Origin of the sequence: Erwinia sp. CGal63, from assembly GCF_037026505.1 — a bacterium.
GTDB lineage: Bacteria > Pseudomonadota > Gammaproteobacteria > Enterobacterales > Enterobacteriaceae > Erwinia.
The window spans coordinates 200,863-216,167 of sequence record NZ_JAKUMN010000006.1; the positions used below are offsets into that span (position 1 = coordinate 200,863).

20 protein-coding genes and 1 other RNA gene are annotated in these 15,305 nt (G+C 55.0%); 12 read left to right on the top strand and 9 right to left on the bottom strand.

The window, feature by feature from the left end; all coding sequences use genetic code 11:
• Positions 1 to 27: 27 nt before the first annotated feature.
• Positions 28 to 579: an adenine phosphoribosyltransferase gene (gene apt / locus MKZ79_RS17825; RefSeq protein WP_336143977.1), complete on the bottom strand. Its 552-nt coding sequence runs from the start codon at positions 577 to 579 to the stop codon at positions 28 to 30.
• A gap of 268 nt (positions 580 to 847) precedes the next feature.
• On the opposite strand from apt, the gene priC reads away from it, so the two are divergent.
• The 3 genes from priC to rsmS are packed head-to-tail and all read left to right on the top strand — an operon-like array spanning position 848 to position 1,860.
• A complete protein-coding gene (priC, locus tag MKZ79_RS17830; protein WP_336143978.1) occupies positions 848 to 1,381 on the top strand; it encodes a primosomal replication protein in 534 nt (177 codons plus the stop codon).
• A gap of 50 nt (positions 1,382 to 1,431) precedes the next feature.
• Complete coding sequence (locus MKZ79_RS17835; RefSeq protein ID WP_336143979.1) at positions 1,432 to 1,677, top strand: GlsB/YeaQ/YmgE family stress response membrane protein; 246 nt, start codon at positions 1,432 to 1,434, stop codon at positions 1,675 to 1,677.
• A 15-nt stretch (positions 1,678 to 1,692) separates the two neighbouring features.
• On the top strand, positions 1,693 to 1,860 hold the full coding sequence (gene rsmS, locus MKZ79_RS17840; protein ID WP_336143980.1) for a pleiotropic regulatory protein RsmS: 168 nt from the start codon (positions 1,693 to 1,695) through the stop codon (positions 1,858 to 1,860).
• Here rsmS and acrR read toward each other — a convergent pair.
• Positions 1,857 to 2,498, bottom strand: a complete 642-nt coding sequence (acrR, locus tag MKZ79_RS17845; protein WP_336143981.1) for a multidrug efflux transporter transcriptional repressor AcrR — start codon at positions 2,496 to 2,498, stop codon at positions 1,857 to 1,859. The genes rsmS and acrR overlap by 4 nt on opposite strands.
• A gap of 142 nt (positions 2,499 to 2,640) precedes the next feature.
• On the opposite strand from acrR, the gene MKZ79_RS17850 reads away from it, so the two are divergent.
• From MKZ79_RS17850 to ykgO, 4 genes are all read left to right on the top strand, one after another.
• Positions 2,641 to 3,825, top strand: coding sequence for an efflux RND transporter periplasmic adaptor subunit (locus tag MKZ79_RS17850; RefSeq protein ID WP_336143982.1), 1,185 nt, complete (start codon positions 2,641 to 2,643; stop codon positions 3,823 to 3,825).
• A gap of 17 nt (positions 3,826 to 3,842) precedes the next feature.
• Positions 3,843 to 6,989 carry an efflux RND transporter permease subunit gene (locus tag MKZ79_RS17855; protein WP_336143983.1) on the top strand — a complete coding sequence of 1,049 codons (3,147 nt, stop codon included), beginning with the start codon at positions 3,843 to 3,845 and terminating at the stop codon, positions 6,987 to 6,989.
• A gap of 190 nt (positions 6,990 to 7,179) precedes the next feature.
• Positions 7,180 to 7,431: a type B 50S ribosomal protein L31 gene (locus tag MKZ79_RS17860; protein WP_336143984.1), complete on the top strand. Its 252-nt coding sequence runs from the start codon at positions 7,180 to 7,182 to the stop codon at positions 7,429 to 7,431.
• 9 nt (positions 7,432 to 7,440) lie between these two features.
• Positions 7,441 to 7,581 (top strand): type B 50S ribosomal protein L36, encoded by a 141-nt coding sequence (gene ykgO, locus MKZ79_RS17865; protein ID WP_336143985.1) that lies wholly within the window; start codon positions 7,441 to 7,443, stop codon positions 7,579 to 7,581.
• Between the two features lie 97 nt (positions 7,582 to 7,678).
• On the opposite strand, the gene MKZ79_RS17870 is transcribed toward ykgO, so the two are convergent.
• Genes MKZ79_RS17870 through MKZ79_RS17885 form a run of 4 tightly spaced genes read right to left on the bottom strand, consistent with a single transcriptional unit; the run spans position 7,679 to position 10,207 of the window.
• Positions 7,679 to 8,557 (bottom strand): metal ABC transporter substrate-binding protein, encoded by an 879-nt coding sequence (locus MKZ79_RS17870; RefSeq protein ID WP_336143986.1) that lies wholly within the window; start codon positions 8,555 to 8,557, stop codon positions 7,679 to 7,681.
• Positions 8,554 to 9,420 carry a metal ABC transporter permease gene (locus MKZ79_RS17875; RefSeq protein ID WP_336144010.1) on the bottom strand — a complete coding sequence of 289 codons (867 nt, stop codon included), beginning with the start codon at positions 9,418 to 9,420 and terminating at the stop codon, positions 8,554 to 8,556. The genes MKZ79_RS17870 and MKZ79_RS17875 overlap by 4 nt, the downstream gene beginning before the upstream one ends.
• Complete coding sequence (locus tag MKZ79_RS17880; RefSeq protein ID WP_336143987.1) at positions 9,417 to 10,085, bottom strand: metal ABC transporter ATP-binding protein; 669 nt, start codon at positions 10,083 to 10,085, stop codon at positions 9,417 to 9,419. Before MKZ79_RS17880 ends, MKZ79_RS17875 begins: the two co-directional genes overlap by 4 nt.
• The gene (locus tag MKZ79_RS17885) at positions 10,085 to 10,207 is read right to left on the bottom strand and encodes a hypothetical protein (RefSeq protein ID WP_336143988.1); all 123 of its coding nucleotides are present in this window, start codon (positions 10,205 to 10,207) and stop codon (positions 10,085 to 10,087) included. Before MKZ79_RS17885 ends, MKZ79_RS17880 begins: the two co-directional genes overlap by 1 nt.
• 289 nt (positions 10,208 to 10,496) lie before the next feature.
• Here MKZ79_RS17885 and MKZ79_RS17890 point away from each other — a divergent pair, with 289 nt between their 5' ends.
• From MKZ79_RS17890 to MKZ79_RS17900, 3 genes are all read left to right on the top strand, one after another.
• Positions 10,497 to 10,850 carry a hypothetical protein gene (locus tag MKZ79_RS17890; RefSeq protein ID WP_336143989.1) on the top strand — a complete coding sequence of 118 codons (354 nt, stop codon included), beginning with the start codon at positions 10,497 to 10,499 and terminating at the stop codon, positions 10,848 to 10,850.
• 143 nt (positions 10,851 to 10,993) lie between these two features.
• Entirely contained in the window at positions 10,994 to 11,374 is a 381-nt protein-coding gene (gene tomB / locus MKZ79_RS17895; RefSeq protein WP_336143990.1) for an Hha toxicity modulator TomB, read from the top strand.
• Positions 11,375 to 11,402: 28 nt separating this feature from the next.
• A complete protein-coding gene (locus MKZ79_RS17900) occupies positions 11,403 to 11,621 on the top strand; it encodes an HHA domain-containing protein (protein WP_125288446.1) in 219 nt (72 codons plus the stop codon).
• Positions 11,622 to 11,669: 48 nt separating this feature from the next.
• Here the strand turns inward: MKZ79_RS17900 and ffs are convergent.
• An RNA gene (gene ffs / locus MKZ79_RS17905) (signal recognition particle sRNA small type) lies at positions 11,670 to 11,766 on the bottom strand.
• A gap of 189 nt (positions 11,767 to 11,955) precedes the next feature.
• On the opposite strand from ffs, the gene MKZ79_RS17910 reads away from it, so the two are divergent.
• Positions 11,956 to 12,267 carry an MGMT family protein gene (locus tag MKZ79_RS17910; RefSeq protein WP_442897171.1) on the top strand — a complete coding sequence of 104 codons (312 nt, stop codon included), beginning with the start codon at positions 11,956 to 11,958 and terminating at the stop codon, positions 12,265 to 12,267.
• A gap of 70 nt (positions 12,268 to 12,337) precedes the next feature.
• On the opposite strand, the gene MKZ79_RS17915 is transcribed toward MKZ79_RS17910, so the two are convergent.
• Positions 12,338 to 12,898 carry a YbaY family lipoprotein gene (locus MKZ79_RS17915; RefSeq protein WP_336143991.1) on the bottom strand — a complete coding sequence of 187 codons (561 nt, stop codon included), beginning with the start codon at positions 12,896 to 12,898 and terminating at the stop codon, positions 12,338 to 12,340.
• Positions 12,899 to 13,095: 197 nt separating this feature from the next.
• On the opposite strand from MKZ79_RS17915, the gene tesB reads away from it, so the two are divergent.
• A complete protein-coding gene (gene tesB, locus MKZ79_RS17920) occupies positions 13,096 to 13,956 on the top strand; it encodes an acyl-CoA thioesterase II (RefSeq protein ID WP_336143992.1) in 861 nt (286 codons plus the stop codon).
• 48 nt (positions 13,957 to 14,004) lie between these two features.
• Here the strand turns inward: tesB and amtB are convergent, their stop codons facing one another.
• Positions 14,005 to 15,303, bottom strand: a complete 1,299-nt coding sequence (amtB, locus tag MKZ79_RS17925; RefSeq protein ID WP_442897172.1) for an ammonium transporter AmtB — start codon at positions 15,301 to 15,303, stop codon at positions 14,005 to 14,007.
• Between the last annotated feature and the right edge of the window lie 2 nt (positions 15,304 to 15,305).

The following is a 15,305-nucleotide window of genomic DNA, read 5'->3' on the forward strand; positions in this document are numbered from 1 at the left end:
CCAGCCTTTTCTTATTCGCTTTACGGCTTAGTGGCCCGGGAAGTTGACCAGGCTAAAGCAGTTCAGCCCCATCGCGTTCAGGCGCGCTTCGCCGCTCAGATCGAACAGATTGATGATAAAGGCCGCGTCTTTCACCTCGCCGCCAGCGCGACGGATCAGCTTAACGGTGGCTTCAATCGTGCCGCCGGTAGCCAGCAGATCGTCCACCACCAGCACTTTATCACCAGCGCCGATAGCGTCGCAGTGCAGCTCCAGACAATCGGTGCCATATTCCAGCTCGTAGCTTTCAGCGTAGGTTTTACGCGGCAGCTTGCCCGGTTTGCGTACGGGTACGAAGCCCACGCCCAGAGCCAGCGCCACCGGCGCGCCAAACAGGAAGCCACGCGCTTCGGTACCCACTACTTTAGTAATACCTGCATCACGATAGCGTTCAACCAACAGTTCAATGCTGAGTGCATAGGCTTTGGGATCTTCCAGCAGGCTGGTGACGTCACGGAACAGAATGCCTGGCTTAGGGTAATCCTCAATGCTTTTGATACTGTTTTTAAGAAATTCAAGCTGCTGCGCAGTCGCGGTCATAGTGTTATGCCTGGTAAATACAAATCTGACTCGCGCAGCTTCATTGCCCTGACACGGAGAGTCGCAGAGCTGAACAGATCTGTTCCGGGGGAAGCCACGCACGAAAACGACCAAATCTATGCAAATCGTCCGACAATTGCAACCGCCAGAAGCAAAATCCGCGCTTTTATTGCCCTTTATCAATGCCGATTGCAGCGGAGAAAACAGCACAGCACACAGATCGTGCAAATTAAGCGTATTATAGGCGTGGTTACCCAGGGAGGAAAAAATGAAAAGTGCCCATTTGCTTGACCAGCTGGAGGCGAAGCTGAATGAGCTGGCGCAGGCCGTCGCGCCACACGCCAATATCAGAACCCCTAAAGCACGCTTCGACGGCCAGCTGTTTCACACTCACGGCACGCGGCTTGACGACTATCTGCAGGAAGTGCGGCAGAGTATGTTGCTGCTCAGGCAGAGCGTAAACGGCCAGCGTACGGAGCGTGTCGCCTGGATGGCCGAACGCGTGGTGCTGCAAATGAGCGCACTGCAGCGCGAGCTGGCGACGCTACAGCTGCGCAACAGCGAAAATCGACCGGAACCCGAGCAGGAAAACCTCTACGAGAAGCTGGCGAAGCATCAGGATTATGAACGTCGTCTGCGCGCCATGGTGGCCGATCGCGAAAGCCAGCTGGCTAATCAGCAAACGCTGGTCCAGCAGCAGAAGCTCCAGCGTGAAATCGCCGCGCTGGAAGGACGGCTACAGCGCTGCCTGCTGGCGCTAAAGAAAATCGAACGCGCCATTGAAAACCGCGAGCGCCAGTAGTGACGCGTTGCCTTGCTATACTGTTCGCTTAAGCTGACTGGAGATCATTAATGGGGCTTCTCTCCTGGATTATTATCGGGCTGGCGGTAGGGTTTATCTGCCGCCGCTTTTTTCCTGGCCGGCCGGGCGGACTAATAGCCACGCTGGTGCTGGCCGTGGTAGGCGCGCTGGTTGGCGGCTATATCGGCGCCTTTTTCAATTATGGTACGCTGGGCGAAATGGAACCCAGAGCGCTGTTGATTGCTCTGGCTGGCGCGCTGCTGATGGTGCTGGTGGCCAGAAAACTCCGCCTTTAAAACGGGAGAAATAAGATGTCGCTGGAAAGCGCTCCGGAAGAAGTTAAGCTGGCCGTTGATTTAATCATGCTGCTGGAAGAGAACCAGATCGCGCCGCAAACGGTGCTGGCTGCCCTGGCCATCGTGCAGAGAGACTACGAGAAAAAGGCGAGCGGCGAACCAAACCGCAGCTCATCCAGCTAAGAAGCGGCACTTCGCAACGTCGTGCTGTGCGCAACGGTATCAAGCAGAACCTCTACCAGCTGCGGCGCGTCCGTTGCCAGATCGAAGCTTTCCGGCATAAACAGCCAGTTTTCCATAATGCCGGTAATATAGCCGCGCATCACCACGGCGGTACGGCGCGTATCCAGTTTTTCCGGCAGCTGGCGCGCCGCCATGCACTGCCGCAGCACCTCTTCGATCTTGTCGTAGCACTCCAGATAGAGCGTCTGCTGCATCATCTGTAAAGTGGTCATTTCCCCGACAAATTCGCATTTGTGAAAGATAATTTCCATTAACGCCCGTCTGCGCTTATCCCTTACTGTTGCTTCAAGGACATAGGTGAGCATCGCGCGTAAAACAGAAAGTGGATCGTCAGGATATTTTAATTGATACTCAAGCTCTATGCTTTCCAGCCCGGACTCAGACTGAGACCAGATTTCATTAAGCAAATCGGTTTTGTTTTTGAAGTGCCAGTAGATTGCGCCGCGCGTCACGCCTGCGGCCGTGGCAATATCTGCCAGTGTAGTTTTCGCCACACCATGTTCGGAAAACCTTGCAATAGCTGCATCAAGGATGTGATTCCGCGTTTCCAGCGCCTGCTGTTTGGTTTTTCGTGCCATAGGGGGATGTTAACAACTAAGCCAGACTTACATACATTTGCGAATGTATGTACCATAGCACGACCATAATTTAAACGCAGCAATGGGTTTATTGGGTTTAAGATCCATTGAACAATCGATATCGGACACTCGAGGTTTATTTATGAACAAAAACAGAGGGTTAACGCCTCTGGCGGCCGTACTGATGCTTTCAGGCAGCCTGGTGCTAACAGGATGTGACAATAAGGACGCACAGCAAGGCGGTCAGCAGAAAGCGCCGGAAGTGGGCGTGCTTACTTTGAAAAGCGCTCCGCTAACCATTACCACCGATCTTCCGGGCCGTACTTCCTCGTTTCGCGTGGCAGAGGTTCGCCCGCAGGTGTCGGGCATCATTCTGAAGCGTAACTTTATCGAAGGCAGCGATGTGAAGGCCGGTCAGTCACTCTATCTGATTGATCCCGCGCCCTATCAGGCGACCTACGACAGCGCCAAAGGCGACTTAGCGCAGGCTCAGGCTAACGCAAAAATTGCCGCGCTGACCGTCAAGCGCTATCAGCCACTGCTGGGCACCAAATATATCAGCCAGCAGGACTACGACAACGCCGTAGCAACGCAGAGTCAGACAGCCGCCGCCGTTCAGGTAGCGAAAGCCAGCGTGGAAACCGCGCGTATCAATCTGGCCTACACCAAAGTGATTTCGCCTATCAGCGGCCGCATCGGTAAATCCGCCGTGACCGAAGGCGCACTGGTGCAGAGCGGACAAACCACTGCCCTGGCCACAGTTCAGCAGCTTGATCCTATCTATGTCGACGTGACGCAATCCAGTGAAGATTTTATGCGTCTGCGTCAGGAGCTGAACTCTGGCAAGCTGCAGCAGACCGACGGCAAAGCTAAAGTTAAGCTCTTGTTGCAGGATGGTAGCGAATTCGCGCAGAGCGGAACATTGGAATTCTCTGATGTGACGGTTGACGAAACCACCGGCTCTATCACGCTGCGTGCCGTTTTCCCTAATCCGGACCACTCGCTGCTGCCGGGCATGTTCGTGCGTGCACGTCTGGAAGAAGGCACCAATCCTTCCGCGCTGTTAGTGCCGCAGCAGGCGGTTACCCGTACGCCGACCGGCCAGGCCAGCGCCATGGTTGTCGGCGCGGACAACAAAGTGGAATCCCGGACGCTGATCACCGAGCAGGCGATTGGCGACAAGTGGCTGGTGACGTCAGGGCTGAAAGAAGGCGATCGCGTGATCACCACGGGTGTGCAGCGAGCCAAAGCGGGCGCCACTGTGACTCCGCAGGAAGTGAGTGCAGACGACGTAACCAAAACGCAGTCTGAACAACCGAAGTCTTAAACAGGAGCCGCTGATACATGGCTAAGTTCTTTATCGATCGCCCCATCTTTGCGTGGGTTATCGCCATCATTATTATGCTGGTGGGCGTGCTGTCGATTCTTAAACTGCCGATTGAGCAATATCCCAATGTTGCGCCGCCGGCCGTACAGATTCGCGCTACCTACCCAGGCGCCGATGCCAAAACGCTGCAGGATTCCGTAACTCAGGTTATCGAGCAGAATATGAACGGCATCGATGGCCTGATGTATATGTCGTCGAACAGCGACTCATCGGGCACGCTGCAGCTGACCCTGACCTTCGAGTCAGGTACCGATCCGGATATCGCGCAGGTTCAGGTGCAGAACAAACTGCAGCTGGCCACGCCGCTGCTGCCGCAGGAAGTCCAGCAGCAGGGTATCCAGGTACAGAAATCCTCCAGCAGCTTCCTGATGGTGGCGGGCTTCGTCAGCGATGACGGCACCATGACGCAGAACGACATCTCGGACTACGTTGCGTCCAACATCAAGGATCCTATCAGCCGTACGCCTGGCGTCGGCGATACCCAGATCTTTGGTGCGCAGTACGCGATGCGAATCTGGATGGATCCGCACAAGCTGAACAACTACCAGCTGACGCCGGTTGACGTTATCAGCGCCATCAACACGCAGAACGCCCAGGTGGCCGCCGGTCAGCTTGGTGGTTCGCCGCCGGTGCCGGGCCAGCAGCTGAACGCCTCGATTATCGCGCAGACGCGTCTGACCTCCACCGACGAGTTCGGCAAGATCCTGTTGAAGGTCAACACGGACGGCTCTCGCGTACTGTTGAAAGACGTGGCGAAAATCGAGCTGGGCGGTGAAAACTACGAGGTTATCGCTCGCTACAACGGCAAGCCGGCTTCCGGTATCGGTATCAAGCTGGCGACCGGCGCTAACGCGCTGGATACCGCTGCAGCGGTTAAAGCGGAGCTGGGCAAGCTGGAGCCGTTTTTCCCGGCCGGTCTGAAAGTGGTTTATCCGTACGACACCACGCCGTTCGTTAAAATCTCCATTATGGAAGTGGTGAAAACCCTGATTGAAGCGATCGTGCTGGTATTTATCGTGATGTATCTGTTCCTGCAGAACTTCCGCGCGACGCTGATCCCGACGATCGCCGTACCGGTGGTATTGCTGGGCACCTTCGCCATTATCAGCGCCTTCGGCTATTCGATAAACACGCTGACGATGTTCGGGATGGTGCTGGCGATAGGCCTGCTGGTGGATGACGCCATCGTGGTCGTGGAGAACGTTGAGCGCGTGATGGCGGAAGAAGGTTTGCCGCCGAAAGAAGCTACTCGCAAATCGATGGGGCAGATTCAGGGCGCGCTGGTCGGTATTGCGCTGGTGCTGTCGGCGGTATTTATTCCGATGGCCTTCTTTGGCGGCTCTACCGGCGTTATCTATCGTCAGTTCTCCATCACTATCGTTTCCGCGATGGTACTGTCGGTGATCGTGGCGCTGATTCTGACGCCCGCGCTCTGCGCAACGCTGCTGAAGCCGATTAAAAAAGGCGATCACGGCAAAACCACTGGCTTCTTCGGCTGGTTCAACCGCGTTTTCGATAAGAGCACGCACCATTACACCGACAGCGTTGGCCACATTATTCGCAGCACCGGTCGCTATCTGCTGATCTATCTGGTGATTGTAGTGGGTATGGCGGTAATGTTTATCAGGCTGCCAAGCGCCTTCCTGCCGGAAGAGGATCAGGGGCTGCTGCTGGCTCAGGCTTCGCTGCCGGCTGGCGCGACCCAGGGACGCACGCAAAAAGTGCTCGACCAGGTCACAGACTACTTCCTGACCAAAGAGAAAGATAACGTCCGTTCAGTGTTTACCGTTAACGGCTTCGGCTTTGCGGGACGCGGCCAGAACACCGGTATCGCCTTCGTCAGCCTGAAACCGTGGGACGAGCGCAGCGGCTCTGAAAACAAAGTGGAAGGCATTGCCGGACGCGCCATGCAGGCTTTCGGCGCCATCAAAGATGCGATGGTGATCCCGTTCAACCTGCCGGCGATTATCGAACTGGGCAACGCCACCGGCTTCGACTTCGAGCTGATCGATCAGGCTAACCTGGGGCATGAAGCGCTGACCAACGCGCGTAACCAGCTGCTCGGCATGGCTGCCCAGCATCCGGATACGCTGGTCGGTATGCGTCCGAACGGCCTGGAAGATACGCCGCAGTACAAGCTGACGATTGATCAGGAGAAAGCGGAGGCGCTGGGCGTTTCTATCTCCGATATCAATACCACGCTGGGCGCGGCCTGGGGCGGCTCTTACGTCAACGACTTTATCGACCGTGGTCGCGTGAAGAAGGTGTACGTAATGGGTAAAGCGGATTCCCGCATGTTGCCGGGCGACATCGATAAGTGGTTCGTACGCGCCTCCAACGGTGAAATGGTGCCGTTCTCCGCCTTCGCCAGCGCGAAGTGGCAGTACGGCTCGCCTCGTCTGGAGCGCTACAACGGTCTGCCTTCGATGGAGATCCTGGGCCAGGCTGCGCCGGGTAAAAGTTCGGGCGACGCCATGAACCTGATGGAAGAGCTGGCCGGCAAACTGCCGCAGGGCATCGGCTATGAGTGGACGGGCATGTCCTATCAGGAGCGTCTCTCAGGTAATCAGGCGCCAGCGCTGTACGCTATCTCGCTGATCGTCGTGTTCCTCTGTCTGGCGGCGCTCTATGAGAGCTGGTCTATTCCGTTCTCGGTAATGCTGGTGGTGCCGCTGGGTGTTATCGGCGCGCTGCTGTTCACCACCCTGCGCGGTCTGAGCAATGACGTTTACTTCGTGGTAGGCCTGTTGACCACCATAGGTCTGTCGGCGAAGAACGCCATCCTGATCGTAGAGTTCGCCAAAGATCTGATGGATAAAGAAGGCAAAGGTCTGGTAGAAGCGACGCTGGAAGCAGTCCGTATGCGTCTTCGTCCTATCCTGATGACCTCGCTAGCCTTTATCCTCGGCGTACTGCCGCTGGCAATCAGCACCGGCGCAGGCTCCGGCGCGCAGAACGCGGTAGGTACTGGCGTAATGGGCGGTATGGTGACGGCGACCATTCTGGCTATCTTCTTCGTGCCTGTGTTCTTTGTGGTGGTTCGCCGCCGCTTCAGCAAGCACAAAGAGGATCTGGAACCGCATCATCCGGAACAGCCTCACTAAAACATTTCCCTTCAGAGGCCGCGTTTGCGGCCTCTTTTTTTTAGCGCTGTTACGCCTTCCGCTCTCCCCTCTTCCCATCAGGCGGCGCCTTTTTACTCCCTTACAGAGAGCCCATATTTATCGTTGCAAACGCCGCCGATGCCGCGCATAATAATTGTTATGTTATAACATATATTATGCGGAGTAATTTATGAAACAGGGTATTCATCCGGCTTACCGTAGCGTCGCTTTCCACGACACCAGCGCCGACACCTTTTTTGTTGTCGGTTCCACCATTAAAACCGATCGCACTATTGAGCTGGACGGCAGAACGTTGCCTTACGTAGTGCTGGATGTCTCTTCGGCTTCCCATCCTTATTACACCGGTAAGCAGAAAGAGTTTGCCAAAGAAGGCAGCGCGCACCGCTTCAACCAGCGCTTTGGCCGATTCTTCAGTAAATAAGGAACGCAGATGCAGGTAGTTAACTCGCTGGCGTCAGCCAGAAAACGTCATAAGGATTGCAAAATCATCCGTCGCCACGGCCGGGTTTTTGTGATTTGTAAAAGCAATCCCCGCTTCAAAGCGGTTCAGGGCAGGAAGAAAAAACGCTGAGGATAGCGTTTTACGTCGGGAAGCGTAGTCGGCACGGAGGCCTCTTCCGCCTTACTTATCAGCACCATGCAGACGGGCCGCTTAGCGGCCCGTTTTTTTATTTCATGCCGGCCAGCATTGCCGTGACGTTATGACGGAAAGCCGCCTCATAAGTCGCCGCCGGGCCCTCTTTCTTCGTCAGCGCTTCCGGATAGAGTTCACCGCCCGAGCGTGCGCCGGTCGCCGAAGCGATTTGCTTCACCAACCGTGGATCTGTCTGGTTCTCTATAAAATAGCTGTGGATGTGCTCTTTTTTCAGCTGGTCAATCAGGCCCGCCACATCGGTTGCGCTCGCTTCCGATTCGGTAGAAAAACCTACCGGCGACATAAACACAACGCCATAGCGCTGGCCAAAATAGCCGAACGCATCGTGACTGGTCAGGACTTTACGCTTTGCCGCCGGTACTGCCGCAAATTCGGCGGCTGCCCACCGATCAAGCTTTTGCAGCCGTTCAATATAGGCTGCGCCACGTTGGCGAAAATAGCTGGCATCTTCCGGATCGGCTTTTATTAGCGCATTCATCACGTTGCTGGCATAAACCTCACCGTTTTTCATGCTGTTCCAGGCATGCGGATCGGTAATGGTTTTGCCCTCTTCCTCCAGTGAGCGTGTAGCGATACCTGTCGAAGCCACAACGACCTGTCCTTTATACTCCGAGGCGGAAATCAGGCGATCCATCCACCCTTCCAGTCCCAGACCGCTGACAAACACCACATCCGCTTTCGCCAGCGCCTGACTGTCCTGCGGCGTCGGCTCAAAGCTGTGCGGATCGCCATCCGGCCCTACCAGGCTTTTTACATGAACGCGATCGCCGCCAACCTGCTTCACGATATCGGCCAGCACGGTAAAGCTGGCTACCGTATCCAGGCTTTTCGCCATCGCTGACGAGGTCGTGCAGATTGCCGCCAGAGCCAGCGCAACGGGTAACTTTTTCATACTTTCTCCTTACCAACAGTAAAAGAGCGCGCGCGCAGAATTCCGCCGCACGGCCCCGCTAAAATTGAGATAAAAAACAGTAGCGCAGCACAGAGTACGACCGCTGGCCCGGCAGGCAGCGCCAGATAAAAGGAAGCGGTCAGTCCGCCGAAGCTGGCGATTAACGCCAGTATCATCGCAGCGGCGATAGTGCCAGGCAGCTCGCGATGCCAGAAGCGAGAAGCGGCCGCAGGCAGCATCATCAGGCCTACACACATCAGCGTTCCCAGAACCTGAAAACCCGCGACCAGGTTGGTGACGACCAGAACCAGAAAGATGGCGTGCACCAACGGCGCAGCCCAGCAATTCTGCGCCCGTAAAAAAGTCGGATCGAAGGCGTCAATCACCAGCGGCCGATAAATCAGCGCCAGCACCAGCAGCGTGATCGAGGCAATGCCACTTACCAGCAGAATCGAAGGGGTATCGACGGCCAGCAAAGAGCCAAAAAGTACATGCAGCAGATCGACGCTGGAACCGCGCAGTGACACCAGCGTCACGCCCAGCGCCAGTGAACCGAGGTAAAAGCCGGCGAAACTGGCGTCCTCGCGCAGCGGGGTATAGCGACTGACGGCGCCGGAGAGCAGCGCCACGGAAAGACCGGCGACAATACCGCCAATCCCCATAGCCACCAGCGAAAGCCCGGAAATCAGATAGCCGATCGCCGCGCCAGGCAGCACCGCATGAGAAAGCGCGTCGCCCACCAGGCTCATACGGCGCAACAGCAGGAAGACGCCCAGCGGCGTGGCGCTGAACGAAAGCGCGATACAGGCGACCAGCGCCCGTCGCATAAAACCGAACTCGATAAAAGGATGCAGCAGCGTCAGCATATTGACTCCAGCGCCGTTACCGCAGGCGATCGCTTCGTCCATTCCGCCTGCGTGGCGCCTAACCGCAGAATTTGGGGGAAGAATCCCTCTACCGTTGCCATATCATGAAGCACCACAATCAGGGTGGCGCCAGCCCGATGTCGTTCCTGCAATAGCGCCAGTAACAGCTGAATTGTCGCCGTATCGATCCCGGTAAAAGGTTCATCAAGCAGCAGCAGCGACGCGTCCTGTACCAGCAGCCTGGCGAAAAGCACCCGCTGAAGCTGGCCGCCCGAAAGCGTGCCGGGCTGTGCGGCGGCGAATCCGCTCATATTGACCTGCTCCAGCGCTGTCATCACCTTTTGCTTCATCTGCCGATCGACAGCGCCAAACCAGCCGCAGCGCCGCCAGCAGCCCATCGCCACCAGATCGAAAACGCTAACGGGAAAATTTTTCTCAATTCCGGACTGCTGCGGCAGCCAGGCGATATTAAGCGCGCGATCCAGCATCAGCTGGCCACTTACCGGCGGCAACAGCCCTGCCAGCGTTTTAAGCAGCGTTGATTTTCCACAGCCGTTGGCACCAATCAGCGCGGTCATCGATCCTGCGGGAAAAGTGCCGTTAAGCAGTGGCGTGACTGCGTTTCCCTGATAGCCGACCTGAAGATTGACTAAACTTATCATCAGGAAATCGCCCAGCTGGTCAGTAAAATCAGGATGGCTACGATAGCGGAAGCCAGCAGCAAGCGTGTTCGTGCCGACTGCATCAGTAGCGTAGTGCGGTAAGAAAAAGAAGGAGCGGACATAGCCTGACAACCATTATGTTATAACATAACAATAGCATATTATGCCGCCGGCTAAGTTTCCTGATTAAAATGTATCTTTTTATTTCCACTACTCATCAGCACGGGGCTTCGCGTTATATAAAAATTCTGCAACTTAATTGCTTTTTTCTATCGCAGAAAGCGGGATCCTCTACTAAAATAATTAATAGTCAAATCATTGAGATAGTTTTTTCTCTTTTCGGGCGACTTGATTATTTCGCTGCTGGCATCAATTATCTGTATAAGCGTTTATTAACTCTGTGGAGAAAAAATGCGCAAATGTATTCCCGTCTCTTTCACGGTTAATGAAGATAACGAAACTGGTCTGATTAGTGTTATTCAGCGGATTATTCCCAAAATAGAAGATGAGTTAACCGGCTCACTGTTGTGGTATTCACAAAATGCGCAATATGTTCCCGAAAGTCTTAAAATTATTTCTATTGAAAGGCGGGAGCCGACAGGTTACAAAATGACTTATCGTTTTAGCTGGAACGTTTTTAACGCCTGTCTGGACATCGATGAAAGTGAGACGAGCATCCACTCCGTCAATTTTGAATGCCAGCCGGACGCACTGATTTTTGATTTTATTGAAACGGAACGCGCCACGGTGGCGGACGAATTGTAATTTTTAGTAATCAAACTCAAAATACAATTCAACAGACTTATGTTTATTAGGCTATCTGTAAAAGCTTCAATATCGCTTCCTGGCACACCGTACGCTACAAGCCTGCGGGACACCATTTTTCACTCGCTATGGAGGGGAAAAAGATGGACGAATACTCACCGAAAAGGCATGATATTGCCCAGCTGAAATTTTTGTGTGAAAACCTGTATGATGAAAGTCTGGCTACGTTAGGCGACAGCCATCACGGCTGGGTTAACGATCCAACTTCAGCAATTAATTTGCAGCTTAATGATCTCATTGAGCATATTGCTGGGTTTACCATGAATTACAAAATCAAGCATATCGAAGACACCGAGCTGATTAGTCAGATTGATGAATACCTTGACGATACCTTTATGCTGTTCAGCAATTACGGTATTAATGTTCAGGATCTTCATCGCTGGCAGAAATCAGCGAAACGGTTGTTCAACGTCTTTACAGAGGAATGCGCTGTCGTCAAAGCACAGGCAAGCCATTCATTTTAGTAACCTTTATTTTTTCAATGGTTTAATAATGACAGATAAACTACTTACGAAAACTGATTATCTGATGCGTTTAAGACGATGCCGTTCAATTGACACGCTCGAACGCGTTATCGAAAAAAACAAATACGAATTATCTGATAATGAACTGGCAGTTTTTTATTCGGCAGCGGATCATCGTCTGGCCGAACTGACGATGAATAAGCTCTACGATAAAGTGCCGGTTTCTGTCTGGAAGTTTGTACGATAGCAGTTTGCGAAAAGCGGCGGGGGATTCACCAGTAGAATTGGGTGGGGGCCCTGCCAGCTACATCCCGGCACACGCGTCACCTGCTGCGGCTGCTTCCTTCCGGACCTGACCGAGTTCACAAGTTAGCGTTGCGGGAGAACCAACCGGGCCCCCATTGACGGCTCCATGTTATGGAGCGAGGGCATTATCAATGAACCCCTGGGCAATTGCAAGCCCGCGCCCGACGACCGTTGTTTTCTTGCACAACTCCACCTCTTTCCCCTCTCTTTTGCGCAACTTCCCTTCAGCTTACGATCGCTTTCGATTACTTTATTTGCAGTAACAGGGAGCAGTCATGACCGAACAAGATACATTTCCACGGCGGGTATGGCAGATCCTTGCCGCTATTCCGTCAGGCAAAGTCACAACCTATGGCGATATCGCCCGGCTGGCTGGCTCGCCGCGCGCTGCGCGTCAGGTCGGCGGCGTGCTGAAAAGGCTTCCCGCAGGCAGCAAACTCCCCTGGCATCGGGTGATTAACCGACTGGGAGAAATTTCGCTGACGGGCGCCGATCTGGCACGTCAGCGCCAGGCGCTACTGGCCGAAGGCGTAGAGGTAAGCCCGGAAGGTAAGGTTTCGCTCGAGCGCTATCGCTGGCAGGGATAAAGGATAACCCCCTCCTGGGGGGATAAACCGCCCCTGAGGGGATGAACCGCCCCTTAAGGGGCGGAAAAGATTACAGGGAGGTTGGCGCGGGAACGGTTGAGGAAGGCGTAACCTGCGTCGGCGAGGTTGAAGGCACCGCTGTAACCGGACGCTGAGCGGTCGGCAGCGCTTTCGCCGGAACGGCCTTGAGGTTCAGCACCTGATCTTTAGTGCCGCCGCCGTTAATCACTGGTTTGATGGAGTCGGCTATTAAAATCACGTTGCCATCAACAATGACCGCCGCGCTCAGCAAAATTCTGGCGTTCGGCTGAATATCGGCCGGATTAAACGGCAGAATAAATTTGAACGGCGCTTGCTTGCCGCTGGTCAGTACCACGCGCTGCGAAAGCACTTTAGCCGGCGCATCTGACAACGAAGCGTCTGAAAGCATTACTGTCAGTGACGCATCCGGCGGCAGCACGACGCTGCTCGGCAGCGTAATCGTCCCGCTAACGTGTGGCTGTCGCAGCGTGTCCGACTCCCCTGCGATTTTAGAAGCCAGCGTGGGCGTAGGCACATCTCTACCTTTATCAGCACATCCGGAAAGCGCAACCGCCAGAGCGGCGCTGGTCAATACAGGCCAGAGTTTCATTGATTTATTCTCCTTATGATCAATGCAGGACGTAAAAGGCAGCTGTCCTGCCCCGTAAGCTTTAATTCTGGCACAGGTTATTGATTTTCGCCTGTTAGCCAGTTAAGACGCGCTGATAAGAATATTTCGCCTTGCCGTTGACGGCAGCGGGATCGGTTTCGCAAACTGATAGAGAATCGACTATTGAGGAAGCCGCCATGAGCCAGGCACTGCACGAGCTGTTGAATTTACTGAATCTGGAAAAGCTGGAAGAGGGGCTGTTTCGTGGCCAGAGCGAAGATCTTGGCCTGCGCCAGGTTTTCGGCGGCCAGGTGGTCGGCCAGGCGTTGTATGCCGCCAAACAGATGGTGCCCGCAGAGCGCATTATCCACTCTTTCCACAGCTACTTCTTGCGTCCGGGCGACAGCCAGAAGGCGATTATCTATGATGTGGAAACCCTGCGCGACGGACACAGCTTCAGCGCCCGGCGGGTCAGCGCCATTCAGAATGGTCAGCCTATCTTCTATATGACCGCTTCTTTCCAGGCGCCGGAAAGCGGCTTCGAGCACCAAAAGCCGATGCCGGATGTCGTCGGGCCGGAAGAGCTGATCCCGGAAGGCGAAATCGCCAGACAGCTTTCCCATTTCATTCCGGAAAAAGCGCGTGAAAAATTCTTGTCGGAAAAGCCTTTTGAAATTCGCCCGGTGCAGTTTCATAACCCGCTGAAGGGACAGGTTGCCGAACCGGTTCGCCACGTCTGGCTACGCGCCAATGGGCCGATGCCGGATGACAGACGAATTCATCAGTATCTGCTGGGCTACGCATCAGACTTCAACTTTCTACCGGTTGCGCTGCAGCCGCACGGCAAAGGCTTTCTGGAGCCGGGTATGCAGGTCGCCACTATCGATCATTCCATGTGGTTTCACCGCGCTTTTGATCTAAATCAGTGGCTGCTTTACAGCGTGGAGAGCACTTCGGCTTCGGGCGCCAGAGGTTTCGTACGCGGCGAGTTCTTTACTCAGGAAGGCGTGCTGGTCGCCTCAACGGTACAGGAAGGTGTAATGCGGCTGCGCAAATAATAAAAAGCCCCGCCTCAGGCGGGGCTTTCTGTTTTTTCTGGCTATCTGCTACTGGTTATAAGCGTTTTCACCGTGGCTGTTGACATCCAGACCCTCACGCTCGTGATCCTCCGCTACGCGCAGGCCAACCGTCATATCCGCTACCTTAAAGCCGATAAAGGCCACCACGCCAGTCCAGACCACCGTAATACCTACGCTATAGAGCTGCACCCAAACCTGATGGCCCATTGTCACGCCTGAGGCGTAGCCGACGCCGCCCAGCGACGAGGAAGCGAAAACGCCGGTCAGGATGCAGCCAACGATGCCGCAGACGCCGTGCACACCGAAAACATCACAGGGATCGTCAACGCGCAGCCATTTTTTCAATACGGTAACGCCCCACAATCCCGCCAGGCCGCCGATGATGCCGATAACCAGCGCGCCGCCGACGCCAACATAGCCGCAGGCAGGCGTGATAGCGACCAGTCCCGCAATCGCGCCGGAGCAGACGCCCAGCAGCGAAGGCTTACCGCGCAGCGCCCATTCGCCGAACGTCCAGCTCAGCATTGCGCCAGCCGTCGCCATCACTGTGTTAACAAAAGCCAGCGCCGCGATTTCGTTGGCCGCGCTGGCGGAACCGGCGTTAAAGCCGAACCAGCCGACATAGAGAATAGCGGTGCCGGTAAAGACCATCGGCAGGTTATGCGGTTTAAACGCTTCTTTACCAAACCCGGCGCGCTTGCCAACCAGATAAGCGCCTACCAGTCCGGCGACCGCCGCGTTGATATGTACCACCGTGCCGCCAGCAAAATCCAGCGCGCCATCCTGCGCCAGCAGACCGCCTGACCAGACCATATGCGCGATAGGCAGATAAGAGAAAGTGACCCAGATAGCGACAAAAATCAGCACCGCCGAGAAGCGGATACGCTCAGCCAGCGCGCCCACAATCAGGCCAACCGTAATGCAGGCGAACGAAGCCTGAAACGAAACGTGGATATACTGGTAGAAGGTGCCGACCAGCGCCGTCAGCTGGATGTTTTTCAACATCGCCATACTGAAGTCGCCAAAGAAAGCGTTGCCGGTGCTGAAGGCCAGCGAATAGCCGTAAAGCATCCAGATTACGCAGACCATCGCAAAGGTCACGGAAACCTGGGTCAGCATTGAGAGCACGTTTTTGGCCCGAATCAGGCCGCCGTAGAAAAGAGCGATGCCGGGTAGCGTCATAAACAGCACCAGTGCGGTGCAAATCATCATAAAGGCGTTGTCCGCTTTATCCGCCACGGCTGGCGCTGCCATCGCCAGCGACGGCAGCAGGAAAAGGCTGGCGAGGCCGAACTTAGTCATTTTTCTCATTTTTTCCCATCCCATCA